Source organism: Fluviirhizobium alvei (assembly GCF_030551875.1).
Lineage (GTDB): Bacteria > Pseudomonadota > Alphaproteobacteria > Rhizobiales > Rhizobiaceae > Rhizobium_E > Rhizobium_E alvei.
The window spans coordinates 207116-231617 of the sequence record NZ_JAUOZU010000005.1 but is presented as its reverse complement, the minus strand read 5'-3'; the positions used below and the strand labels follow the sequence as shown (position 1 = coordinate 231617).

At 57.6% G+C, this 24502-nt stretch carries 21 protein-coding genes and 1 pseudogene; 10 read left to right on the top strand and 12 right to left on the bottom strand.

Translation table 11 applies throughout. The annotated features are described in order from the left end of the window. Positions 1-2: 2 nt before the first annotated feature. Positions 3-449 carry a MarR family winged helix-turn-helix transcriptional regulator gene (locus Q4481_RS05865; RefSeq protein ID WP_304375382.1) on the bottom strand — a complete coding sequence of 149 codons (447 nt, stop codon included), beginning with the start codon at positions 447-449 and terminating at the stop codon, positions 3-5. Positions 450-509: 60 nt separating this feature from the next. Here Q4481_RS05865 and Q4481_RS05860 point away from each other — a divergent pair, with 60 nt between their 5' ends. Both Q4481_RS05860 and Q4481_RS05855 read left to right on the top strand, forming a co-directional pair. Further along, the gene (locus Q4481_RS05860) at positions 510-1241 is read left to right on the top strand and encodes a DUF899 domain-containing protein (RefSeq protein WP_304375381.1); all 732 of its coding nucleotides are present in this window, start codon (positions 510-512) and stop codon (positions 1239-1241) included. A 21-nt stretch (positions 1242-1262) separates the two neighbouring features. Next, a complete protein-coding gene (locus tag Q4481_RS05855) occupies positions 1263-2036 on the top strand; it encodes a VOC family protein (RefSeq protein ID WP_304375380.1) in 774 nt (257 codons plus the stop codon). 53 nt (positions 2037-2089) lie between these two features. On the opposite strand, the gene Q4481_RS05850 is transcribed toward Q4481_RS05855, so the two are convergent. Continuing rightward, complete coding sequence (locus Q4481_RS05850) at positions 2090-3649, bottom strand: helicase HerA-like C-terminal domain-containing protein (protein ID WP_304375379.1); 1560 nt, start codon at positions 3647-3649, stop codon at positions 2090-2092. Between the two features lie 278 nt (positions 3650-3927). Between Q4481_RS05850 and Q4481_RS05845 the strand changes: the two genes are divergently transcribed. Continuing rightward, entirely contained in the window at positions 3928-4302 is a 375-nt protein-coding gene (locus Q4481_RS05845) for a hypothetical protein (protein ID WP_304375378.1), read from the top strand. Between the two features lie 42 nt (positions 4303-4344). Here Q4481_RS05845 and Q4481_RS05840 read toward each other — a convergent pair. The 3 genes and pseudogenes from Q4481_RS05840 to Q4481_RS05830 form a co-directional block, all read right to left on the bottom strand. Continuing rightward, positions 4345-4434 (bottom strand): annotated as a pseudogene (locus tag Q4481_RS05840) (ZinT/AdcA family metal-binding protein); the annotation flags it as partial. 59 nt (positions 4435-4493) lie between these two features. Next, complete coding sequence (locus Q4481_RS05835; RefSeq protein WP_304375377.1) at positions 4494-5552, bottom strand: patatin-like phospholipase family protein; 1059 nt, start codon at positions 5550-5552, stop codon at positions 4494-4496. Positions 5553-5635: 83 nt separating this feature from the next. Continuing rightward, a complete protein-coding gene (locus tag Q4481_RS05830; protein ID WP_304375376.1) occupies positions 5636-6091 on the bottom strand; it encodes a hypothetical protein in 456 nt (151 codons plus the stop codon). 183 nt (positions 6092-6274) lie between these two features. On the opposite strand from Q4481_RS05830, the gene Q4481_RS05825 reads away from it, so the two are divergent. Beyond that, positions 6275-6877 carry a superoxide dismutase gene (locus Q4481_RS05825; protein WP_304375375.1) on the top strand — a complete coding sequence of 201 codons (603 nt, stop codon included), beginning with the start codon at positions 6275-6277 and terminating at the stop codon, positions 6875-6877. A gap of 21 nt (positions 6878-6898) precedes the next feature. On the opposite strand, the gene Q4481_RS05820 is transcribed toward Q4481_RS05825, so the two are convergent. After that, positions 6899-8101: a glycosyltransferase family 87 protein gene (locus tag Q4481_RS05820; RefSeq protein ID WP_304375374.1), complete on the bottom strand. Its 1203-nt coding sequence runs from the start codon at positions 8099-8101 to the stop codon at positions 6899-6901. Positions 8102-8341: 240 nt separating this feature from the next. On the opposite strand from Q4481_RS05820, the gene Q4481_RS05815 reads away from it, so the two are divergent. Beyond that, the gene (locus tag Q4481_RS05815; protein ID WP_304375373.1) at positions 8342-8779 is read left to right on the top strand and encodes a c-type cytochrome; all 438 of its coding nucleotides are present in this window, start codon (positions 8342-8344) and stop codon (positions 8777-8779) included. Between the two features lie 108 nt (positions 8780-8887). Then, entirely contained in the window at positions 8888-9799 is a 912-nt protein-coding gene (locus tag Q4481_RS05810) for a c-type cytochrome (RefSeq protein ID WP_304375372.1), read from the top strand. Here Q4481_RS05810 and Q4481_RS05805 read toward each other — a convergent pair whose 3' ends face one another. The 3 genes from Q4481_RS05805 to Q4481_RS05795 all read right to left on the bottom strand — a co-directional run bounded on the left by Q4481_RS05805 (position 9800) and on the right by Q4481_RS05795 (position 15388). Continuing rightward, positions 9800-11161: a TadE/TadG family type IV pilus assembly protein gene (locus Q4481_RS05805; RefSeq protein ID WP_304375371.1), complete on the bottom strand. Its 1362-nt coding sequence runs from the start codon at positions 11159-11161 to the stop codon at positions 9800-9802. Between the two features lie 306 nt (positions 11162-11467). After that, positions 11468-12925 carry a TadE/TadG family type IV pilus assembly protein gene (locus tag Q4481_RS05800; protein ID WP_304375370.1) on the bottom strand — a complete coding sequence of 486 codons (1458 nt, stop codon included), beginning with the start codon at positions 12923-12925 and terminating at the stop codon, positions 11468-11470. A gap of 369 nt (positions 12926-13294) precedes the next feature. After that, on the bottom strand, positions 13295-15388 hold the full coding sequence (locus Q4481_RS05795) for a S9 family peptidase (protein ID WP_304375369.1): 2094 nt from the start codon (positions 15386-15388) through the stop codon (positions 13295-13297). A gap of 142 nt (positions 15389-15530) precedes the next feature. Between Q4481_RS05795 and Q4481_RS05790 the strand changes: the two genes are divergently transcribed. Both Q4481_RS05790 and Q4481_RS05785 read left to right on the top strand, forming a co-directional pair. Continuing rightward, a complete protein-coding gene (locus Q4481_RS05790; protein ID WP_304375368.1) occupies positions 15531-16286 on the top strand; it encodes a polysaccharide deacetylase family protein in 756 nt (251 codons plus the stop codon). A 136-nt stretch (positions 16287-16422) separates the two neighbouring features. Beyond that, a complete protein-coding gene (locus Q4481_RS05785; RefSeq protein ID WP_304375367.1) occupies positions 16423-17706 on the top strand; it encodes an NAD(P)/FAD-dependent oxidoreductase in 1284 nt (427 codons plus the stop codon). Positions 17707-17716: 10 nt separating this feature from the next. Here the strand turns inward: Q4481_RS05785 and Q4481_RS05780 are convergent, their stop codons facing one another. Together Q4481_RS05780 and Q4481_RS05775 are read right to left on the bottom strand one after the other, a co-directional pair. Beyond that, the gene (locus Q4481_RS05780; RefSeq protein WP_304375366.1) at positions 17717-19147 is read right to left on the bottom strand and encodes a methyl-accepting chemotaxis protein; all 1431 of its coding nucleotides are present in this window, start codon (positions 19145-19147) and stop codon (positions 17717-17719) included. A 217-nt stretch (positions 19148-19364) separates the two neighbouring features. After that, positions 19365-20564, bottom strand: coding sequence for an MFS transporter (locus tag Q4481_RS05775; protein WP_304375365.1), 1200 nt, complete (start codon positions 20562-20564; stop codon positions 19365-19367). 83 nt (positions 20565-20647) lie between these two features. On the opposite strand from Q4481_RS05775, the gene Q4481_RS05770 reads away from it, so the two are divergent. Beyond that, entirely contained in the window at positions 20648-20968 is a 321-nt protein-coding gene (locus tag Q4481_RS05770) for an ArsR/SmtB family transcription factor (RefSeq protein WP_304375364.1), read from the top strand. 90 nt (positions 20969-21058) lie between these two features. After that, a complete protein-coding gene (locus Q4481_RS05765) occupies positions 21059-21859 on the top strand; it encodes a hypothetical protein (RefSeq protein WP_304375363.1) in 801 nt (266 codons plus the stop codon). A 98-nt stretch (positions 21860-21957) separates the two neighbouring features. Here Q4481_RS05765 and Q4481_RS05760 read toward each other — a convergent pair whose 3' ends face one another. Beyond that, positions 21958-24453, bottom strand: a complete 2496-nt coding sequence (locus Q4481_RS05760) for an ATP-dependent helicase (RefSeq protein WP_304375362.1) — start codon at positions 24451-24453, stop codon at positions 21958-21960. Positions 24454-24502 lie beyond the last annotated feature (49 nt).

The window sequence follows — 24502 nt, the reverse complement described above, 5'->3', positions numbered from 1 at the left end:
TATCAGCTGATTTTCTTCAAGGCTTGCCGCAGGCGATCGATTTCGCCCTGCGGCAATTCCATGTCGAGGGCGCCATGCTCTTCGATCCAGGCGGGTAGGGCGGCCGCCAGCCGCTGAAGCCCGGCTTCGGTGATCCGGAGCAATTTCTTGCGGCGATCCTTTTCGCTTGCAACGATTTCAAGCAAGCCATCCCGCTCCAGCGGTTTTATTGCCGCCGTCAATGTTGTCCTGTCCATCGCCAGAAGCTCCGAGACCGCAGACATCGGCGGCGGCTCCGGCCGGTTCAGCGACATCAGAAGCGAAAACTGTCCGTTATTCAGGCCGTGCGGGCGAAGTGCCTTGTCGAACCGACGCGCAAGGGCGCGGGCGGCGCGCTGCGCATGCAGGCAAAGGCAGGTATCCTTCACCAGTAGTGTGGTCGCAAAGGAAACGGGACGCGGGTTTGACATGGTTTCCATTATATGTTGATATCAACCTAAATACCAGAGCCGTTGTGAAGGGAGCGAGCAATGGATCATGCTGTCGTGTCGCGCGATGCGTGGCTTGAGGCGCGCAAGGCGCTTCTTCTCAAGGAAAAGGCGCTGACGCGGCAACGCGACGCGGTGAATGCGGAACGGCTGGCGCTGCCGTGGGTCCGGCTCGACAAGGATTATCAATTCGATACCGAGAGCGGCCGCAAATCGATCGGCGCGCTTTTTGATGGCCGCAGCCAGCTTCTGGTCGTCCATTTCATGCTGGGGCCCGATTGGGATGCCGGTTGCCCGGGCTGCTCCTTCGGTGCCGACCATATGGATGGCACGCTGCCGCATCTCAACAACCATGATGTGACGCTGGTTGCTGTCTCGCGGGCGCCGCTCGAAAAGATCCTGGCCTACAAGCGTCGCATGGGCTGGAAATTCCCCTGGGTGTCGTCCTTCGGGAGCGATTTCAATTACGATTTCCATGTTTCCTTCACACCGGAACAACTGGCATCCGGTGAAATTGAATACAACTTCACCAAACTGCCATCCGACCGTGGCAATGATGAGCTTCCCGGTCTTTCGAGCTTCTATCGCGATGCCGACGGCACCATCTACCACACCTATTCGCAATATGCCCGCGGCGGTGAAGAGACGCTCGGGACCATGATGTTCCTCGATGTCGCTCCGCTTGGGCGCAACGAGGGTTCGACGATGGATTTCGTCCGGCGCCATGATGAATATGAGGACAAGCCGAAGGCGTCCTCCTGCTGCCATTCATGAGATCGATGTAAGGAGTTTGAGATGCAGGGAAGTTTCTTCTGGTATGAGTTGATGACGCCGGATACCGCCGCCGCGGCCGAATTCTATGGCGCGGTCGTGGGCTGGATCCCGAAGGATTCCGGAATGCCGGGCATGGATTACACGGTCTTCCATGTTGATGGCTATCAGATGGGTGTCGCCGGCATGATGAAACTGACAGAGGAGTTCAGCGCCCAAGGAATGCCGCCGAACTGGACCGGATATGTGCTGGTCCATGATGTCGATGCAATGGCGGCGAAACTTGCCTCCAAGGGAGGGACGATCCAGCGTCCACCGGAGGATATTCCCGGCGTCGGACGGTTCGCGATCGTCGCCGATCCGTTCGGAGCCGTCTTTGCGATCATGGATCCCCAGATGCCGGAAGGCCAGTCGCCGGATATGCCCAGCATGGTGCCGGGTGCCGTCGGCTGGAACGAGCTCTATGCCGGCAAGGGCGAGGAAGTGTTCGCCTTCTATGCTGATATGTTCGGCTGGAGCAAGGAAATGGCGGTCGATATGGGGCCGATGGGCATCTATCAGTGCTTTGGAGTCAATGGCACCGCGATCGGTGGCATGATGCCGAAACCGGAAGGGGTGCCGCAGGCCTGCTGGGGCTTCTATTTCATCGTCGATGGTCTCGATGCGGCCATCGACCGGGCCACGTCCCGCGGCGGCAAGGTGCTCAACGGTCCGCATGAAGTGCCGGGCGGGAGTTTCATCGTCAATTGCCTCGACCCGCAGGGTGCGGCCTTCAGCCTGACATCCGCCAAACGCTGATTTCCGGTCAAAAAAGACCTTCGGCCGGTCTCATGGAGACCGGCCGTTTTCTATTAGCGGCGAAGGCTGCCAAGAATGCCGCGGACGATGGCGGCGCCAATGGCGGTTGCGGCCGAACGGGCAGCCGATTTCATCGCGGCCTCGACGATCGTTTCGCGCTGATAGCCGGACTTTTTCTGCTGTTTGGTTTCCGGCTTGCTATCGTCGCCGGTGCCAAAGCCAGGCAGTGTCCAGCCACCGATGGTGCCGGTGGTTTTCTGGCTGGCTTCTTCGGTCTGTTTCTCGGCCTGCGCTTCCGCCTGGGCAGCCTGTTCGGCCTTTTTGGTCAGAATCTCGAAGGCGCTTTCGCGGTCGAAATCCTCGTCATACATGTCGCGCACCGGCGATACCGACATCACCTGCCGCCGTTCCGGCTCCGTCAGCGGCCCGATGCGCGAGGAGGGCGGGCGAACCAGGGTGCGTTCAACGATCGAGGGAATGCCCTTGCCCTCAAGGGTCGAGACCAGCGCCTCGCCGGTTCCGAGCGTGGTGATGACCGTTGCGCAATCGAAATCCGGGTTGGGACGGAAGGTCTCGGCTGCCGTCTTGACGGCCTTCTGTTCGCGCGGCGTATAGGCGCGCAGCGCATGCTGGATGCGGTTGCCGAGCTGTGCCAGCACGGTCTCTGGCACATCGAGCGGGTTCTGGGTGACGAAATAGACGCCGACGCCCTTGGAACGGATGAGGCGGACGACCTGTTCGACGCGCTCGATCAGGACCTTCGGCGCATCGTTGAAGAGCAGATGTGCCTCATCGAAGAAGAAGACCAGCTTGGGTTTTTCCGGATCGCCGACTTCCGGCAACTGTTCGAACAGTTCCGACAGGAGCCAGAGCAGGAAAGTCGCATAGAGCCTGGGGTTCATCATCAGCTTGTCGGCAGCCAGGACCGAAATCGCGCCGCGCCCGTCATTGGTGGTGCGCATGATGTCGGTGATCTTGAGCGCGGGCTCGGAGAAGAAGAGATGGGCGCCCTGCTGTTCAAGGATCAGCAGTTCGCGCTGGATCGAACCGACGGATGCTTTCGAGATGAAGCCGAACTTGTTGGAAAATTCCTGGGCGTTTTCGCCCATATAATTCAGGAGCGCCTGCAGATCCTTGAGATCGAGAAGTGGCAGACCACCTTCGTCGGCGATCTTGAAGGCGATGTTGAGGACGCCTTCCTGCGCATCGGTGGCATTGACGAGGCGCGACAGCAGGAGCGGACCCATTTCGGTCAGCGTCGTGCGGACGCGATGGCCCTTTTCGCCATAGATATCCCAAAAGATGACCGGGAATTCCTGGAAATCGTAGTCGGTGAATCCGATGTCCTTGGCGCGCTTGTCGAGGAAATCCTTGAATTCGCCCATGGCGGCAATGCCGGAAAGATCGCCCTTGATATCGGCGCAGAAGACCGGGACGCCGGCATTGGAAAATCCTTCGGCGAGAACCTGCAGCGTCACCGTTTTGCCGGTGCCGGTCGCACCGGTGACGAGGCCGTGGCGGTTGCCGTATTTGAGCTCGAGATATTCCGGCTTGTTGATCTGATCATCGGGTTTGCGGCTGGTGCCGAGATAGATCTTGCCCTGCTCTAGCATGAATGAAATCCTCTGCTGATCTGTTCTGCCGGGTTTGCTAATGGCTCGATTCCGGCTCGACCTCATTTCAGCATTACGTCATCCAATAACAAAATTGAACCGCTATGTTGCTCACGCGTTGTTCGATTTCGGGACGGAGGAGGGAAGGGCGCATGGCGCCGGAAGAAGAGTTGCGCTAACCTTCGAACCGGACCGGAATCTGTGCAGGCATGGGCCTGTTGCATTCGAATGAAAACCTGTTACCTAGACGTAAACGTAACACTTGTGCGGAGGCAATAATGAGTGAACTGGTCGCCAGCGTGGCGGAAAAAGTGGGCCTTGAGCCCGAAGTGGCAGAGAAGGCCATCGGCATGATGCTCGGCTTCCTCGAGCGCGAAGGCGACAGCGATCTCGCTGCCAAGATGATTGCCGCCGTTCCGGGTGCGGCCGAGCTTCTCTCTGCCCACGGCGGCAAGGGCGACGGCGGATTCTTTGCGTGCCTGCTTGGCAATGGCATCATGGGCCTCGGCCAGCAGCTGATGAGCCTCGGCCTCGGCATGGGCCAGATCACCGGCCTCGCCAAGGAAATCATTTCGGTCGCCAAGCAATATGCCGGCGAAGATATCGTCGATCAGGTCGTTGCCTCGGTGCCGGGCCTCAGCCAGTTCGTGTGATTGACAATCCTGAGGATGGGGCCGATCGGCCCCATCTTCGATTTAATGCGCCAGCATTTCGTCGACGATCTGCTTCCGATCGTATGAAGCAGGATAGTAGGTTGGCCAATTGGTCAATTCTTCGAGGATTTTCTCGCGATCCTCACCCTAGTACAGATGTACGAAATCCCTCGTCTGCAGTGCCCACGACGTCAGTTTGCAAGTCTCTTCGCAATCTCATCCAGGGTCGGCTGAAAGTCCCTGATGAGTTTTTCAGCGAACAATGAAAGTTCTCTCAGGTTGCCCGGGCTGGTATCGTCAAGGGAGTCGGATGCTTTGGCCAACGGTCCGTTGATGCGGAAATATCTCAGCGTCGAAGCGTTCGCGGACGTCACCTCTGTTGCCCCATTCATAAATCGGGTGCCTTTGGGATTGAGCAACTTGTTCATCTGGTAGGAGGTTGTGGAGGCTTGGCCCTGCATCAGTATTGAAATTATCGGGGTGTCGTTGGACGGATCAATCCATCCCCAGGCGCCCCATTTTTTTGCCTGCTGATAGGGGATCTCCCTGTTCTGATGACCGGTTCCGATGGAGAGGATTGTCAGATCCTCGTCAGGCCAGGACTTTTTGCGCGCTTCAATATAGGCTGCCATGGTCGGGTCATTGGCAAATGTCCCACCGTCAATGAGTGGCAGAGATGTCGTGGTTCCATCCTTCAGTGAAGACAGATCTTCAACAAGCGCGGGCTCGAAATATGTCGGTGCAGCCGATGATCCCCTGACCGCCTGCCAGAATAGAAAATTCGCATTTTCGTTATCTGCATTGGTTATAAACACAGCCGCCCTGTTCTTGATGTCATAGGCGGTGATCAGCACTTTTGTCAGGGCATCGCTGATCCGGTATTTTGTCCCGAGCATATCTTTCAGGCGCGTTTCAAGGAAATCCGCGCTGTATCGCTCTTCGCCCAATCCGAAGCCTGATCTCAGTTTGTCGATGATCGTTTCCTCGAAGATTTTCGGCCCATCTTCAAGGTAGAGCTTTACAAGCGCTTCCGGCGACGCCGCCGGTTTTTTCGCATTATGCGGATTGGGGCAGGTCAGCCCTGCCGCAATGATTGCGCCCGTTGATGTGCCGGCAATCAGGTCAAAACACTGATGCAGAGCATCATTCTTGCCGATTGCCTTGAGTGTCTTTTCCAGCGCTGCCAGAATCATTGCTGGAACAATGCCCCGGATACCACCACCATCGATTGTCAGTATGAAATGCGCCATGTCCCATCCTCCCCATTCAAGGGGAGGATATGCCGAAATGCTGAAATGACAATATCTAAAGTTGATAAAATTCCATGCGCAACTTATTGCGCGTCGGTGTTTTCATCCTCGTCTTCGTCGGTTGTCTCGGGCTGGGAGGCCCCCGACTGACTCTGCGCATCCTGCTGCTGGTTCTTGGGCGGCAGCGGCTTTCCATCCGGGCCGAGCGGCCGCGGCATTCTCATGCGCAGCTTGTCTTCGCCGAGTTCGCTGCCGAGTTCGACGGCCTGTGTCTGCTTGTCGACGATGCAGATGATGCTGGCGCGCGTTTTCGCGCCCTTGCTACGGCCGAAAAGCACGGCGATACCGTATTTTTCCGAGCCGATCGGATCGACGACAATGCGGGGCTTGCGGAACAGACCTTCGGCGGCTTCGAGGCATTTGGTCTCGACCGTCTTGGCAAATTCACTCCAGGCTTCGGGTGACGAGGCGTGGGCATTGACGCCCGTCAGGCCGATGAGCAGGCTGGCGGCGAGGGTCAGTCTTGTCGTGGTCTTCATGGGCAGTCCTCCGTGTTCTGGGGAAATCTGCACGAACTTTTTTACTTGTGCAAATCGTCATATCCGGAGGATCAAGCGAATAGTGGTTTTTATTGTGGCAGCGGTTGCCATACGCCTTCGGCAAACCTATGTTCCAGTCCGGTTTCAAGATTGGTCGCAAGGCCTTACAAAGGAGAGACTAAAATGGCTTTTGAACTTCCGCCCCTTCCTTATGATTACGATGCGCTCGCCCCGTTCATGTCGCGCGAAACGCTCGAATACCACCACGATAAGCACCACAAGGCCTATGTCGACAACGGCAATAAGCTTGCCGCTGAAGCCGGCATGGATGGTCTGTCGCTTGAGGAAATCGTCAAGCAGTCTTACGGCAAGAATGCCGGTCTCTTCAACAATGCCGGCCAGCATTACAACCACATTCATTTCTGGAAGTGGATGAAGAAAGATGGCGGCGGCACCAAGCTTCCGGGCAAGCTCGAAGCTGCAATCGCTTCCGATCTCGGCGGCTATGACAAGTTCAAGGCCGATTTCGTTGCAGCTGGCACCACGCAGTTCGGCTCCGGCTGGGCCTGGCTTTCTGTCAAGAACGGCAAGCTCGAAATCTCCAAGACCCCGAACGGCGAAAACCCGCTCGTTCATGGCGCATCGCCGATCCTCGGCGTCGATGTGTGGGAACATTCCTATTACATCGATTACCGCAATGCGCGTCCGAAATATCTCGAAGCCTTCGTCGACAGCCTGATCAACTGGGATTACGTGCTGGAAATGTACGAAGCCGCGACCAAGTAATTTCGCGTCACTCTATGAAATTCACCCCATCCGGTCCTGCCGGGTGGGGTTTTTCTTTGGCTGGTCCGCAGCGGAAAAGACGAGCGTCAGCTGAGCAGCCAGAAGAAGGATCGGCGCCAGCGGCAGGCCTGCCTGTCCGAGCGGCACCATGAGCACGGGCAGGATAGCCAGTGCGGTCACCAGCATCCGGCGACCCGTTCCGACGTCATTCTGTCGGTCGGAAAAACCACCAAAGATGGCAAAGGCGACAAGCGCTCCGAGATCGTAAGCCGTCACATAGGGCGAGACGAGAAAGGTCGCGAGAATGGTTGCGAAAGCACGGTTTCCAGCATCAGCAGAACGGCGCAGGCTCCATCCGAAGAGCAGCAGGCTCAACAGCGCGATCGGGATGTGGAGTTGCATCGCTGGCCCGGCGCTGACGCCGAGCGAACGGAGCGCGCCGAACGGAGAGGTCAGCATATGGACGAAATCGCCGCCCAGTTCGTTCATGACGAAGGTCTGGTAGGGCAGGATGATTTCGACATAACCACGCCAGCTGTCAAACCCGAAGACCAGCATTGAGGCGCCGATCAGGATGAGGGTTGTAAGCGCTGCTGAAGCGATTGCCTTCCAGTTCCGCTCGTAAATCAGAAGAAATGGAATGAGGATGCCGAGTTGCGGCTTGATCGTCAGAAGGCCGAATGCGAGCCCGGCAAGAAGAGGGCGCTCCTGTCGCAAGGCAAGACCGGTGATGGCAAGGGCGGCCGTGAGGAAGCCATTCTGCGCGATCGCTATGTTGGTGAACAGGAATGGCAGCAGCAGGAACCGAGCCAGCCAGTCGGTGCGGCGTGGAAGCAGGCCGATGGCAAAAAGATAGAAAGCCAGCGTTATGCCCAGAGACATCACCATGGCCGGCAGGTAACCCATCATGCCAAGTGGTGCAGTAAGGAAAAGCAGATGCGGCGGATAGCTCCAGTTATGCCAGGGATAGTCCGCGCCGAAGATCGCCTTCAATGCCGCATGGTAGGCAGCCGGATCTCCGAACAGCAGGCTGGTCCGGTGGGTTACGGTGGCGAGGCCGGAAAACCAGTAATTGGCAAAATCCCGGTTCTTCACCGCATAAGGCAGAAGCGCTTCCGCCGGTGAAAGGATGGCCGCAGCCAAGCCCAGACCGACAGTTACGGGAAGGAACATGATCGCCAGCCGAGCAGGCAATGGAAATGTCAGGCTGGGCTTTGCGTTCATGTCATCCGCCGGATTGTCTTTTCGGCGATCTTGCGGCAAATTCTTTGACGATCCGTTTTCATTTGGTGAACAATGCGGCGGCTGCGGCTTATCTGAGGAACAGGTGCCGGTTTCGATCTCTCATCACGACGGATCAAGAAAATGTTATTTTCCAATCCGACCGTATTTGAGCTCTTTATGATGGGGCCAAATCAATGACGCCGGGAGAAACCGAGCGGCGTCGAACCGGAGAGATCTGCGATGAAAATGAAGACCCTGGCAATTGCCGCCCTCTGTCTCCTGAGCGCCACGGCTGTCGCAACGGCGGCCGGCATGGGCGAAAGCCGTGAAGCCACCATGAAGAAGATCGGCGGCGCCATGGGCGCGCTCGGTGCCATTGCCAAGGGCGAAAAGCCCTATGATGCCGAAACCGTCAAAGGTGCGCTGACCACGATTTCCACCGAGATCAAGACCTTCCCTGACCTCTTCCCGGTCGGTTCGGAAAAGGATTCCGAAGAAGCCAGCCCGAAGATCTGGGAAGCCATGGACGATTTCAAGGCCAAGGCCGCGAAGCTCGGCGGTGATGCCGATGAGCTTCTTGCCGCTTTGCCGGCCGATCAGGCTGCCGTTGGTGCAGCCATGGGCAAGCTCGGCGGTGACTGCCAGAGCTGCCACGAATCCTTCCGCATCAAGAAGTGATTTCTGCCGCTGCCTTATCCCCCCATTCGGCAGCGGACTTGCCGGGCCCGTACCTCCACGGGCCCGGTGCAATTTGGGGATGGGACTTGATTTTCGGGAGAGTTTGAGATGGCCGGCAGGTTGATGAAATCCATTGGTGCGCTGGCCGTTCTTGGCGTTGCCGGCGTGGCGGCCTTTGTGGTGATCACCCGACCGCAACCGCATCCTCCGACCTTCTGGGAAGGGCTTGGCAGCCCCGATCTCGCCAATGGCGAAAAGGTCTTCTCAATGGGAGGCTGCGTTTCCTGCCACAAGGCTCCGGGTGCCAGCGGCGAGGCGGAACTCGTGCTTTCGGGTGGCCTGGCAATAAAGAGCGATTTCGGAACATTTCATGTGCCGAACATTTCGCCGGATGAAAAGGCCGGCATCGGCAGCTGGACCTTGGCAGAGTTTGGCGATGCGCTCACGCGCGGCGTTGGCCGCGATGGCAGCCATCTCTACCCTTCCTTGCCCTACGGGTCTTATGCGCGCATGACGGCCAAGGATGTCGCAGACCTCTTTGCCTATCTCAAGACATTGCCGAAAAGCGACAAGGTTGCACCACCGCATGAGATCGGCTTTCCCTTCAACATTCGTCTGGCGCTGGGTGGCTGGAAGTTTCTTTTCTTCAGCGACCAGCCGCGCGTCACGCTCGCCAAAGCAGATGACCAGATCAAACGCGGGCAGTATCTGGTGGAAGGGCCGGGCCATTGCGGCGAATGCCACACGCCGCGCAACAGCCTCGGCGGTTTCCTGAGCGACCAGTGGCTGGCCGGTGCCGCCAACCCGGACGGTGAAGGCAAGATCCCGAACATCACCCCCGGCGGAACGATCAAATCCTGGAGCGCCGGCGACATCGCCAACTATCTCGAGACCGGCTTCACGCCGGAGTTCGATTCCGTCGGCGGCAGCATGGTCGAGGTGCAGAAGAACATGGCCAAGCTGACGAAGGACGATCGCGAAGCGATCGCTGCCTACCTCAAGGCGCTGCCTGCCCGGTGATCACTGGGTCAGGCGAATGGCAGAAAGATAGGTGGTCAGGAGTTCGCTGAAACCGGCCTCGATCGCCGATTGCGATGCGGCGGACAGGAAGTAATCCTTGTTGGTTGCGCATGAGGACAAAGCGGTCTCGATATAGTCGTGTCGAGTGGTGCTGGTCAAAGCCGAGGACGCACCCGACCATTTGCTTGTCCAGTAACTCGATGACATCGTTGCTCCGACAGATGCCTTGTAGTTGGCGACATCGTCGCCAGCCGTCACGGCCAGATATTCCGTGTAAAGCACCGCCATTGTGGCGCCCTTGGTCTTGATGTCGGAGCACCAGCTAGGGTTCATGGGAACGATGTATTTCGCACTAGAGCCGGTTCCAACAAAGGCCATCGATGACTGTACCCCATCGGTGATCAGCATGACGATCTTGAGGGGAGAGCTTTCGCTCGATCCATCCCCCTGATCGCCGATCATGGTGGCCAGGTCCTGAAGCGACCGGAAATCGGTCGAATTATAGACACTTGCCGAGGAGAGTTCTGTGCTGCTCGTCAGGAGACCGGTGAGTGTCGAGTAACTGTAGATCGGTTCCTGAACGGTATGGATGCCGTTCTTGGTTTTGTAGCCGGAGGACAGAAGACTTGTTCCGGTCGTGGATGTGCCGAGCGTGTAAAGGCCGACCTTCACATGCTGTTTCTCGGAGTTCGCCGTCTTGACCATGTTCAGGACGTTTCTGACAGCGTTCAACTGCACATCGGTGCGCAATGTGATCCCGTTGGCCACTGCAATATCGTAGTTCGACTGCCTTCCCGAATAGAGCGAAGTGTGGCAAGCAAACACGCAGCCGTCACTATAGTTCCTGCTCGATGAGTAGAATGCGGTCTTGCTGATGAGCGCGGTTTGACCTGCGGTGGTCGCTGCGAGCAGCATGGAAGCTGATTTATCCAGGACCAGATAAACGTTGATGTAGTTGTTTGTTGATCCCATCGCCGAACTGGACACGGCGACCTTGATGTAGTTTTTGCCGACAATACGCATCAGTGTCGTCGGCACTCTCGCCTTGATGGTGGCGGTGATGTTCCGACCTGTTGTGTCGAGAATGATGTCGTCTGGGTCGAGTGTGTAGCCTGATGTCAACGAGACTTCGTCATCGTCGCCTGCATTGTCAATCGAGCTGATCGTGGTTTGCGCGGCATACCATTTCGCGATACTTTCTTTGATCGCCTGCTCATTCTTGACGCCTATGCTCTTGACGGTCGCGAGCAGCGCCGCATCGAGATCGGATTCCATACGCCGTTTGGTATTGTAGGCTGTTGCGTAATCGATCCCCGCTCCAATGCCAACCAGCATCGGAACGGCAATAAGTGCGAAGGACAAGGCAAAATTCCCGGAACGATCGCGCAAGAGCGCGGAGACGTTTCCAAGCAAAGATTGCATTTTCGAAAACACGGACATCGACATCATCCCTCAACAGACAGGTTACAGCCCTGCAGCCTTTATCTGAGCGTCGAATGTATAAGCCGAGGTAAACGATACGCCTTTGGTCATATCGTTTTCATTCTTATGGTCGTGGATGTAAGCATAAATTGTTTTATGCTTATGAATTAGTGAATAATCCTCATAAACTGTAACGTTTCAGGCGATTTGAATGTTCCGAAGTGAAACGAAATCCCGTTTGAAGACCTACTGTGTCAATCGAATCGCGGACAGATAGGTCGTCAATAGCTCACTGAAGCCGGCTTCGATTGCGCTCTGCGATGCAGCCGAAATGAAATAGTCGTTGCTGCTGGCACAGCCGGTCAGAGCCGTTTCGATATAATCGTGGCGTGTGGTGCTGGTGAGCGCTGAGGATGCGCCAGACCATTTGCTTGTCCAGTAGCTCGAGGCCATGGTTGCTCCCAGGGATGCCTTGTAGTTATCGACGTCGTCGCCGGCAGTCACAGCCAGATATTCCGTATAGAGAACGGCCATAGTCGCGCCATTCGTCTTGATGTCAGAACACCAAGATGGGTTCATCGGCACGATATATTTTGCATTGCTGCTGGTTCCGACGAAGCTCATGGAAGACTGAACACCGTCGGTAATCAACATGACGATCTTGAGCGGAGAACTTTCGCTGGCCCCGTCGCCCTGTTCGCCAACAATATCGGCAAGGTCCTCAAGAGCGCGAAAATCGGTAGAATTGTATGCGCTGGCCGAGGATAATTCGCTGCTGGTCGAGAGTAGACTGGTGAGGGTCGAATAGCTGTAGATTGGATCCTGTACGGTGTGGATGCCATTCTTGGTCTTGTAACTCGAGGCTAGAAGGCTTGTCCCGGTGGTAGACGTTCCGAGCGTGTATAGCCCAACCTTGACATGCTGCTTCTCAGAGTTGGCGGTATTGACCAGGGTCAGAACGTTCTTCACTGCGGTCAGCTGAACATCGGTTCGCAGCGTGATGCCGTTAGCCACAGCGATCGCATAGTTCGAAGAACGGCCGGAATATTGCGATGTATGACATGCAAAGACACAGCCGTCGCTGTTGCTTTTGCTCGATGTGTAGAAGGATGTCTTACTGATGAGGGCAGCCTGACCAGCTGTAGTCGCCGCAAGCAGCATGGACGCGGACTTGTCGAGAGCCAGATAGACGTTGATATAATCGGTCGAAGTGCCCATGGCAGTGCTGGAAACCCGCACCTTTACATAGTTCTTGCCGAAAATGCGCAGTAGCGTCGTTGGAACTCGCGCCGAAATTGTTGCGGTGACATTGTGCCCCGACGTGTCAAGGATGATATCGTCGGGATCCAGGGTGTAGCCGGAAGTCGACGTCATGTCGGTATCGCCTCCCGCATCGTCAATCGCGCTGACGCTGCTTTGAGCCGCATACCAGTTCGCGATACTTTCCTTGATCTCATCCTCATCGTCGGTGCCAACGCTCTTGACTGTTGCGAGCAGGGCAGCATCAAGATCAGCCTCCATCCGCCGCTTCGCATTGTAGGCCATAGCATAGTCGAAGCTGGCACCGATGCCGACAATCAAGGGTAAAGCTGTTAGTGCAAAAGCTAAGGCAAAGTTGCCGGAACGCTGCTCGACCAATGCCCGGAGGTTTCGCTTCATGTCACAGAACAATGCTGCGCCCTTCGCTGAAAAATTCGAAAACATGCTCTTACATCACGCTCCATCATCAATGTGACGGAAAGCATGTCGAGTAGATCCTAATGTTTGGTGAACAAGGCAACCATTGCGTGCTTAATAAGGCGACAAGATTATTGAAAAACATGAGTTTCATTCGAATTTTGTATTTAGGAAACGATTTGAAAGATCGCGTTTAAATAGAAAATATTTTTGAATACAGAGGGCCTCTAAGAGTTTCCCTTTTTGCGGGACCCAACAGCCCGTGGAGATGCCTGCATGAGCGCAACCAATTATTGCTCCGTCTTCGTTGGGGTACAATTTATCGTGGAAGAAAAAGCCCGGACAGTTGCCCGGGCCTTGTGGAAGCTGTGTTGTTCCGGCTGGGTGGTTCCGAGGCTATTTGCCCGCTGTTTTCAGCGCGAATGCATATTCGAAGGCGATCTCCTCGAGCCTCTGGAAACGGCCGGATTTGCCGCCATGGCCCGCGCCCATGTTGGTCTTGAGCATGATCGGGTTGCTGCTGGTCGTCAGTTCCCGCAATTTTGCCACCCATTTCGTCGGCTCCCAATAAGTGACGCGGGGATCCGTCAAGCCGGACAGGACGAGGATCGGCGGATAGGCCAGTGCCGCGACATTATCGTAGGGCGAATAGGAGCGAATATAGGCGAAGTCGCGTGCACTCTCGATCGGGTTGCCCCATTCGGGCCATTCCGGCGGCGTCAGTGGCAGGGTGTCGTCGAGCATCGTGTTCAGCACATCGACGAAGGGGACGGCGGCAATGATGCCGGCGAACTTTTCCGGCGCCATGTTGGCAATGGCGCCCATCAGCATGCCGCCGGCGGAGCCGCCTTCTGCAACGATACGGTCGTGCGAGGTGAAATCCTGGTCGACCAAATAGTCAGCGGCGGCGATGAAGTCGGAGAAGGTGTTCTTCTTCTTGTCCATCTTGCCGTTCTCATACCAGGCGAACCCCTTGTCCTTGCCGCCGCGAATATGGGCGATGGCATAGACGAAGCCGCGATCGACGAGAGAGAGGCAGTTGGTCGAAAAGGAGGCGGGGATGGAAATGCCATAGGCGCCGTAACCGTAGAGAAGGCAGGGCGCACTGCCATCGAGCGCGATATCCTTCTTGTAGAGCAGCGAGACGGGCACCTTTTCGCCGTCCGGCGCGGTCGCGAACACGCGGCGGGTGACGTATTTCGAGATGTCGTGTCCCGACGGAACGACCTGGGTCTTCAGCAGAATGCGTTCGCGTGTCTTCATGTTGTAGTCATAGAGCTGCGTCGGCGTCGTCATCGACGAATAGCTGAAGCGCACCCAGTCGGTGTCATATTCGAGGGCGCCGCTGAAGCCGAGCGAATAGGCTTCCTCCTCGAAGGCAATGGCATGATCCTCACCGGTGCGGCGATCGCGGATCACGATGCGCGGCAAGCCCTCGTGGCGCTCCATCCAGACCAGGTGATCCTTGTAGGCATTGACCGACAGGATGAGTGTGCCCGGACGATGGGCAACCACCTCGCGCCAGTTGGCCTTGCCGGGCTGGTCGACCGGCGTCTGCATGATCTTGAAGTCCTTGGCATCGCCATCATTGGTGAGAATGAAGAAGACATCGCCGCCTTCGCACATCTCATATTCGATGCCGGTCAGGCGTTCGGCGACCAGCTTCGGCTCGGCGGAAAGATCCTTGGTCGAGAGGATGCGGTATTCCGATGTTTCATGGTCGTGGATGTCGATGAAAATATAATCGTCGAGCAGGGAGCCGCCGACGCCCATGAAGAAGCCGGCATCGTCCTCCTCGTAAACCAGACGATCCTTGGATTGCGGTTGGCCGAGAATGTGGTGATAGATGCGCGACGGACGGTGGTTCTCGTCGAGCATCGTATAGAAGAAGCTCTTGCCATCGGGTGCCCAGACGCCGCCGCCGCCGGTATTCTCGATCACGTCATCGAGATCCTTGCCGGATTTGAAGTCGCGGATGCGCAGGGTGAAATATTCCGAGCCCTTGTCGTCATAACCCCACAGGCCCTTGTCATGGCCCGGCGCATGGGCAAGCCCGGCGATGCGGCAATAGTCCTTGCCCTTCGCCTCCTTGTCGCCATTGAGAAGGATCTCCTTGATCGCGCCGCCGGCCCGCGGTGTGCGGAAATAATGCGCCTGTTCGCCGCCCTTCACAAAGAGCGTTCCATAGGCATAGGCGCCATCCTTCATCGGCACGGAGGAATCATCCTCCTTGATGCGCCCCTTCATCTCGGCGAACAAGGTTTTCTGCAGCGCCGCAGTCTCGGACATGATCTGGTCCTGATAGGCGTTTTCTGCCTCGAGATGGGCGCGGATTTCCGGATCGAGAATCGATGTGTCGCGGAACATGGCCTGCCAGTTGTCAGCGCGCAGCCAGCCATAATCATCGGTCAGCGCCACGCCGTGATGGGTTGTCGTCACAGGCTTCTTCTTGGCTTTCGGCGCGGCAGGCAAATTCTTGAAGCTTGGCAAGACACATTCTTTCGACAGGTTGAACTTTTGCCAGGATCGGCATATCGACCAGACATAAAGATAGGAACGATGCAGTTCAAGAACCACAGTTTCCCTATTGCGGAGCGGCGGCTTGCGACGACTGCCGCCACGACAGAGACAGATGATGATCCTTTCAGTGAAGCCTAGGCCGCGGGCCATTCCGGCGCTCCTCGCACTGGTGCTGGGTACGGCCACTCCGGCATTGGCGGAAAAGGATCTGATCGAACTGCATATGACGGCGCAGAAAAGCCTGTCCGGCAGCGCTCCGTCCGTTTTCCTCACCTTCGATGCCTGCATGGGCAAGACCGACGACCGGATCGTCGATACGCTGATTAACAACCGCATCGCCGCAACCTTTTTCGTCACCGCTCGCTGGATCAACAAGAACCCGGTGGCGCTGGCCAGGCTCAAGGCGCATCCCGATCTGTTCGAGATCGAGAATCACGGCGCTAACCATATTCCGGCGGTCGACCGGCCCGGCAGCATCTTTGGCATCGCGGCTGCCGGTTCGCCCGCTTCCGTAGAATTGGAAGTGTCGGGCGGCGAACAGGCAATTCTTGCGGCGGGCTTTCAGCGGCCGCGCTGGTTCCGGGGAGCCACGGCCGAATACACGGCCTCATCGATGGCTGAAATCAAGGCCATGGGATACCAGATCGCCGGCTTCTCCCTGAACGGCGATATGGGCGCAACGCTCAAGGCGAGCACGGTCGAACGTCGCATCAGCGCCGCAAAGGACGGGGACGTTATCATCGCCCATGTCAACCAGCCCGATCGTTCCTCAGGGGAAGGGGTGGCCAAGGCGCTGCTGGCCCTGAAAGCCAGAGGGGTCGTCTTCCTCAAACTCGACCGGTTTTCGGTTGCGGGCCACGTGAACTGAGGGTGATCCCAGACCATCGCGCCCTCCATCCTTAGTCTAGGGATGGAAAACATAGCTTGAATAATATATATTGTTTATTATATGAGTCTGGAGAGCAATCCTGAATGGATGCTCAGTTCCGGGGAGGAAATCTTACATGACGCATGTGGTGGTATTGGGTGCCGGCCTGGGCGGCACGATCATGGCTTACGAGTTGCGCGACCAGTTGGGGCGCGATGACAAGATTACCGTGATCAACAAGGGTGACAGATATTCTTTCGTGCCGTCCAATCCGTGGGTGGCTGTCGGTTGGCGCGATCGCGAGACGATTGAGGTTGATCTCAAGCCTGTGTTCGAAAAGCGTTCGATCACCTTGCGGCCGGAAGGTGCGGCCCGGGTCCATCCGTCGGAGAACCGCGTCGAACTGACGACGGGAGAGAGCGTTTCCTACGATTATCTCGTGATTGCCACCGGTCCCGAGCTGGCTTTCGATGAAATCGAAGGGTTCGGCCCCGAGGCCAACACGCAGTCGGTCTGCCATATTGATCATGCGCTTGCGGCCAAGTCGGCCTTCGACAGGCTGGTGGCTAATCCGGGTCCGGTGGTTATCGGCGCCGTCCAGGGTGCTTCCTGCTTCGGCCCTGCCTATGAGTTCGCCTTCATTCTCGACAAGGCGCTGCGCGATGCCAAGGTGCGCGATCGGGTTCCGATGACCTTCGTGACCTCCGAGCCCTATATCGGCCATCTCGGACTCGATGGGGTCGGCGACACCAAGGGCCTGCTCGAAAGCGAGTTGCGCCAGCATCACATCAAGTGGGTTACCAATGCCAAGGTTCAGAAGGTCGAGCCGGGCAAGATCATTGCCGACGAGATCAAGGACGATGGCAGCGTTGCCAAGACCCATGAATTGCCTGTTGCCTTTTCGATGATGCTGCCGGCTTTCCGCGGCGTTGCAGCGGTTCGCGGCATCGAAGGGCTGACCAATCCGCGCGGCTTCATCATCGTCGACAAGCATCAGCGCAATCCGACCTTCCCGAATGTGTTCGGCATCGGTGTCTGCGTCGCCATTCCGCCGATGGGGCCGACGCCGGTTCCGGTCGGCGTGCCGAAGACCGGCTTCATGATCGAGAGCATGGTGACGGCCACCGCCCACAATATTGCGGCCTTGGCCAATAACAAGGAGCCGAATGCGCAAGGGAGCTGGAATGCTGTCTGCCTTGCCGATTTCGGCGATTCCGGTGTGGCCTTCGTTGCCCAGCCGCAAATTCCACCGCGCAACGTCAACTGGGCGTCGTCCGGCAAGTGGGTTCACCTGGCAAAAATCGGTTTCGAGAAATACTTCCTGCGCAAGATCAGGGTCGGCAAGTCCGAGCCCTTCTATGAAAAGCTGGCACTGCAGGTGCTCGGCATCGACAAGCTCAAGGAAGTGAAGTTCGACTGATACCTGTTTCTCAGAGCTTGATCGCCAGTCTCAGGCCGCCCCAGTGGCGGCCTTTGACAAAGATGGGCGCCGAAATATCCTTCATCAGCACGAATTGGCCGCCGCCCATATCGCGGCGATAGGTCTGGACCAGGAAAGGTTCCAGGCTTCTTCCGGCCGCAAGCCCGACGCGATCGTTGAAAATGCGCCGGTTGCGGCAGTTGGCGGTGTTCCATACCGCATCGCCCGGTCGTTGCGGCTGCGAATAGATGCGGTTGTGGGTCGGCAGATAGCCGTTTTCATCGACAGCGCAGCACAGGGCGACGCGATCCGACAGGGCGAGCGCCGGTTCCTGCAGTTCCGGCAGCACCCGATCGGTAAATTCCGTGTAGCGGGTCATGTATTGCAGCGGATCGGACCCGGGAACCGGCCGGTAGTTGCGATCGAAAAGATCATCCATACGGATCTGTCCTGCATCGATTGCCCGGTCGAACAAATGCGAGATGGCGTCCGCCGTATCTACGGCGCGATTGATCCACGGCGTATCCGGCGTTTCTACACCGGCGCTCGCTGTGAGCTGGATGAGGCGCTCGGACAGCGAAACCACATCGCCTGTCCTGGCGGCTGCCTTCTGCAGGGTAGCGCCGGACTGGACGATGTCATGCGACACATCGCCAAGCGTATTGACGAAACTGGTGCTGCGGGCATCGATATCGCGGCTGATGTTGGCGACCGAGGCCGAGGAATCGAGAATGTCGAGCATCACGCCCTGCAACTCGTCGAAGCTCGATTTCACCGCACCCGAATTGGCGCTGACATTTTCGGCATTGCGCATGGCAGCGCCACCGGCCTCCGCCAGCGAATGGATCTTGGCCTTGAGACCGTTCAAGGTTTCCTGGATGGAACTGGTCGTCTGCGATGTCTGGAGCGAGAGGGCCCGGATTTCGGCGGCGACAACAGCAAACCCCTTGCCGGCCTCACCGGCGCGTGCTGCCTCGATTGCCGCGTTCAGCGCCAGAAGATTGGTCTGGCGCGCGATTTGGGCGATTTCGGATGCGAACTTGTCGACATCGGTCAAAGCGCTCGAAAAGCTTGCGATCTCGTTCGACATCATGCCGGATGTCGAGGCGAGGGCGCCGATTTCGCTGATCGATCGGCTCAGTTCGCTGGACGACTGGCCGAGCACGGTGCGGGCGCGGCTCGCGGTTTCGTCGGTGCGCGCAAGTGTTGCCGCTATATCGCGGTTGCCGGCGGCAATGGCCTGGGCTGACCGCAAGACATCGCCGAAAAGCGATTGGTGACGGCCTGATACCGAGGCAACATCCTGAATGGCACCGGCAATATCGACAAGGTCGATGCCGAGCGAGGAGGCTTCCCGTGACAGGCTGCGAATGATGCCCTGCAGCCGCGCGGCATCGGCCACATCCGGACGATCCGCATTCAGCGTTTCATCATAAGCCATGGCTGTCGCCGGAATGGTCATTGTCCCTCACCAGATCACGTCTTTTCCACGCTTGATTGTCTTCCCGAATGATTAAGGGATCGTGAATTTCAAGCGGGAAGCCTTGTCGGTCAGGGCGTGTAGTGCCTCAGAAATGCGCCATGTTAGCAAATGTAAACTTTGGTGTTGGGCCGAAGCTGCCTCACGTAACGTCAATTGTGAGTTGAGTTTTGGGTTTCTAAATCTGATCGCCGAATTTCCGCATCAAACCGGCGACCGTCGACATGAGGACAATCAGCGTTCCATAGCCCGTAATCGTGGCGCTGAAGCCGAGAATTGGCAGAAGGGAGCCGGCAATGAGAGTGGGCAGGCCGAAGGCGATATAGCTGATGGTGAAAAGCGAGGCGAAGAGTTCGCTACGTTCATCCGCCGGCGTGATCGGCACGACGGAGCGCAGGATGCCGAGAAAGCAGGTGCCGAACCCCATGCCGACAACGATCACCGCCACCAGATAGGCCGGCAGGGACTGAAGGAGGAGTGCTGCAATGGCGATGCTGGTGCCGATGGCGAGCGCACTGGTGCCGAACAGGGTGATCTTTCGTGCCGGGGCCTTGCGGGCGATGAAGGAGGCAAGCGCTCCGGTGACGGCAAGAAGCGTGATGACCAACGCCTGCAGGAGAAAGTCCGTCACGCCGAGATAGGCCATGATCGGAGCGCCGAGCGACAGATAGAGGCCACCGGTAGCCCAGCCTGCCATCACGGCAGGTGTACCGCGCCAGAAGGCGCGGCGGGCGGCGGATGGAACGCCGACGCGGGGAACGAGCGCCTGCAGAAGGCCCTCATGGCGAGGGGCGGTTTCCGGGGCAATCCAGACCAGACCTGTGAGCGCGATATAGAGGATCAGGAAGGTGCCGAACACCTCGTCCATTGGCGCCGAACCATAGTCCATCACCGCGCCGGCAAAGAGCGAGCCGACGCCGAGGCCGATCAGGGGCAGAACGGCGTTCCAGACCGAGGCCGAACCCGGTCGTTCAACCGGTTCGAGATCGACGGCTGCGGCTGATAGCGTCGAAAGCAGCACGCCGCAGGCAAGGCCCTGGACGCCGCGGGCAATCAGCAATCCGTCAACACCCTTGGCTTGCCAGAACAGATAGACAGAGAGGGCAAGCAGGGCGAAAGCTGCAGAAAGGGCGGGACGGCGTCCGACGTGATCCGAGATCGAACCGGCCACGAGCAGAGACAGGAGCAGGGCCACGGTATAGACCGCGAAAATGGCCGTCATCATGGCGGGCGAAAAGCCCATCTGTTCGCGCAGGACCGGATAGAAGGGCGACGGCGCACTTGCGCCTGCCATCATGATGGTGACGCCGGCGAGCGTGATGAAAAAGCCGGTGCGGGCGCGCAAGGGCTGCGCATCCTGAGTGACGATGGAGGCCATGATATCCCGGAAAATTTGTTCGAATAAATTCGAACCATTTGCTACTACCTTTTCCCGAATGGTTCAACTATATTCGAACCATGATGGAGGAAAAGACCCAGCCAACCGCCGACCTGCCGCATCCGGCGCGCGATGAGATCGTGCTGACGGAGGTGCTGTTTGCGCTCAGCGATCCGGCGCGGCTCGAAATCGTGCGCCAGCTTGCCGGCGGGCCGATCGAGGCGGCGCGCTGCAATCCGTTCGATCCGAGTATCGCCAAATCAACGAAATCGCATCTGATGAAGGTGCTGCGTGAGGCGGGCGTCATCCGCAACGAAGCCCTGGCGCGCGGACGCCTGCTCACGCTGCGCCGCGACGATCTCGATGCCCGCTTCCCCGGCTTGCTCGATGCGGTGCTGGGATAGGGTGCGCTTATCCGGCGTTGCGTATTGAGGTTGCATCAATAAGATGTTATGTACTTTGAGATTTAGAGCTGGCTTCAGAGGTCTTGGTCTATGGCATTACTTGAGGCGTTTGACTTCCTGTTCAAACTGTTAAGCCAAAAGATTGCTATTCCAAAGCAAGATAGCGCCGACCTTTGGTGGCCTGCCGTAATTGCTACCGTCGGGTTTCTTGGTGTGAAATTCTGGGAAATCGGATACGGCTACTTTGTGGAAAGGCGAAAGTTCAAGGCTGCATTGGTTCTGTTCATCTGCGACGCGGTGGTTGAACTGGAAGATAAAGCCACAAATTATTCATCCGAAATTTTGCATAAGCATCTGAAGGAGATAGGAAGCTCCAGCAACTTCAAGTTTAATATGCTTCCAGCTCAATCCGAAAAATATTCGAACATGATTTCGAATTACAGCCACCGAATGGAGCCGGATGAAATTCAGTCAATTCTTCGATGCCAGCAAAGGGGTGAAGAGTTGGACGGTGCCATGGAAAGCATATCGAGCGACGTGTTTGCCGCCTTTCCGCTCGACCGCAAACACAAGGCCTATTTAAGGTTTGTTGAAGCGCTCGGGAAAAACTACCAAGCCTCCATTCAGGTTCTCGAAGTGCTACAGTCGAGAAACAGGAGATTGTTCAATAGTCTGAATATTTCAATTGAGGAAGGTCGGATTCGCAACGGGAAAAAGCCGACATATGGCTCTCCCGGTTCGTATAAACTTCATGGTGAAAAGACGCTGCTGGATTTTAGCTTTATTGCTGAAAAGGAAATCGCAGCGCAAATGGAACAGGCCTTTGCCGCCCTCGAGGGCAAAGCGCAGGACCAAAAAACTAAACTAGTGGAGGCAAAGGCTTCCGCATAACCAATCTCCTATTGCTTGCCTTCATAGCATAACGAGGCATAAAATTCAACCATCGCACCGATGCGCAATCCTAAGGTGCTTCCGCATACCCAATAGTCTCACACCTTCTCGACAAACCCATCCAGCACGCGCTTCTGGCCGGCGCGGTCGAAATCGATCGTCAGCTTGTTGCCCTCGATGGCCGAGACATTGCCGTTGCCGAACTTGATATGGAAGACGCGGTCGCCGACGGCGAAGGCCGAAGCGGTCTCGACCTTGGATTTCGCCACCAGTTCTCCCTGGATGACGCGACCGGTCGGGCCGGCCTCGCCATAGCCGATCCGTTCCACCGACAGGCCGGAGCGGTTGCCCCAGTTGGTGCGGGTGGCATCGGTCTTGTTCTGCTGGGCGCGCTGCCAGCCGGGCGAGGAATAGGAGGAGGCGAACGGTTCCTGGCGGTCGAAACGTGACTGGCCATAGGCATTGCGGCCATAGCCGCCGTAATTCTGTTCGACCTCGGCCACTTCCACATGGGCTTCGGGCAGTTCATCGAGGAAGCGCGAAGGGATGGTGGATTGCCAGAGCCCGTGAATGCGGCGGTTGGAAACGAACCAGATATGGCAGCGGCGCTTGGCGCGGGTGATGCCGACATAGGCGAGCCGTCGCTCTTCCTCGAGACCGTTGCGTCCGCCTTCGTCGAGCGCGCGCTGATGCGGAAACAGCCCTTCCTCCCAGCCGGGCAGGATGACATTTTCGAACTCGAGACCCTTGGCCGAATGCAGCGTCATGATCGAGACGGCATCGAGATTCTCGTTCTGCTCGGCATCCATGACCAGCGAGACATGTTCGAGGAAACCGCGCATGCTTTCGAACGCATCCATGGAGCGGATGAGTTCCTTCAGGTTTTCGAGCCTTCCCGGCGCTTCAGCCGTCTTGTCGGCCTTCCACATGTCGGTATAGCCGGATTCTTCAAGTATCTGTTCAGCCAGTTCGGTATGCGGAGTCGTTTCAAGCAGTTGGCTCCAGCGCCTGAAGTTCTGCACGACGTCGAACAGCGACTTGCGGGCCTTTGGCTTCAGCTCTTCGGTTTCCACCATGTCGGCGGCAGCGGCCAGCATCGGGATATCCCGGGACCGTGCATAGTCATGCAGCGAGCGCACGGTCGTGTCGCCCAGCCCGCGTTTCGGCGTGTTTATGATCCGCTCGAAGGCGAGATCGTCTGCCGGCTGGCAGACAAGGCGGAAATAGGCCATCGCATCGCGGATTTCGAGCCGCTCGTAGAAGCGGGGGCCACCGATGACGCGGTAGTTCAGGCCGAGCGTGACGAACCGGTCTTCGAATTCGCGCATCTGGAAAGAGGCGCGCACCAGGATCGCGATATCGTTGAGCTTGGCGCCGCGACGCTGCAGCTGCTCGATCTCTTCGCCGATGGCGCGGGCTTCTTCTTCCGAATCCCAGGCGGCATGGACCATGACCTTCTCGTCGTCCGGATCGTGGCTTTCGGTGAACAGCGTCTTGCCGAGCCGGCCTTCGTTATGGGCAATGAGATGACCGGAGGCGCCGAGAATATGGGCGGTCGAACGGTAGTTGCATTCCAGCCGGATGACGGTTGCGCCGGGAAAATCCTTTTCGAAGCGCAGGATATTGTCCACATCCGCCCCGCGCCAGCCATAGATCGCCTGGTCGTCATCGCCGACACAGCAGATGTTGACGGTTTCGGAGCGATGAGAAGAAGGAGCGGTGTTGTTTGCTCTCGGCCGTTGGGCCAAAAGCCGCAGCCACATATATTGGGCGGTGTTGGTGTCCTGATACTCGTCAACCAGAATGTAGCGGAAGCGGTCGCGATAATCGGCGAGAATATCGGGATTGTTCTTGAGGATGCGGATCGGGTGTAGCAGAAGGTCGCCGAAATCGCAGGCATTGAGCGTTTTCAGCCGGTTCTGGTAGGCGGTATAGAGCTGGCGGCCCTTGCCGTTGCCGAAGGCACGGGAATCGCCTTCCGGGATCTGGTCCGGATCAAGCCCCTTGTTCTTCCAGTTGTCGATCATCAGCGCAAACTGGCGGGCTGGCCAGCGTTTGTCATCCAGTCCCTCGGCCTGGATCAGCTGCTTGAGCAGCCGGATCACGTCATCGGTATCGAGAATGGTGAAGTCGGATTTCAGCGACACCAGTTCGGCATGGCGGCGGAGGAATTTCACCCCGATCGAGTGGAAGGTGCCGAGCCAGGGCATGCCTTCAACGGCGGCGCCGGCAAGATGGGAAATGCGCTCGCGCATTTCGCGCGCCGCCTTGTTGGTGAAGGTCACGGCGAGGATCTGGCTCGGAAAGGCGCGTCCGGTCGCCAGAATATGGGCGATGCGGGTGGTCAGAACGCGCGTCTTGCCAGTGCCGGCGCCAGCCAGTACCAGGACCGGGCCATCGAGCGTTTCCACAGCGCGCAACTGTTCGGGGTTCAATCCTTCGAGATAGGAGGGCTTGGGTGCGGCGGCATTGCGGGCGGCAAGCGCGCGGGCGGCCAGCCCGCCGCTGGCGGCAGCAGGCTGTGCCTGCGGCTTGGCCGGGCGCGGGGCGGGTTCCTCGTCGAAGAAGGGAATATCGTCAAAACCTCTGGTCATCGGGCCTTAATGTAGTGATTCGGCTGCCAATGACCAGATATGGACGTTT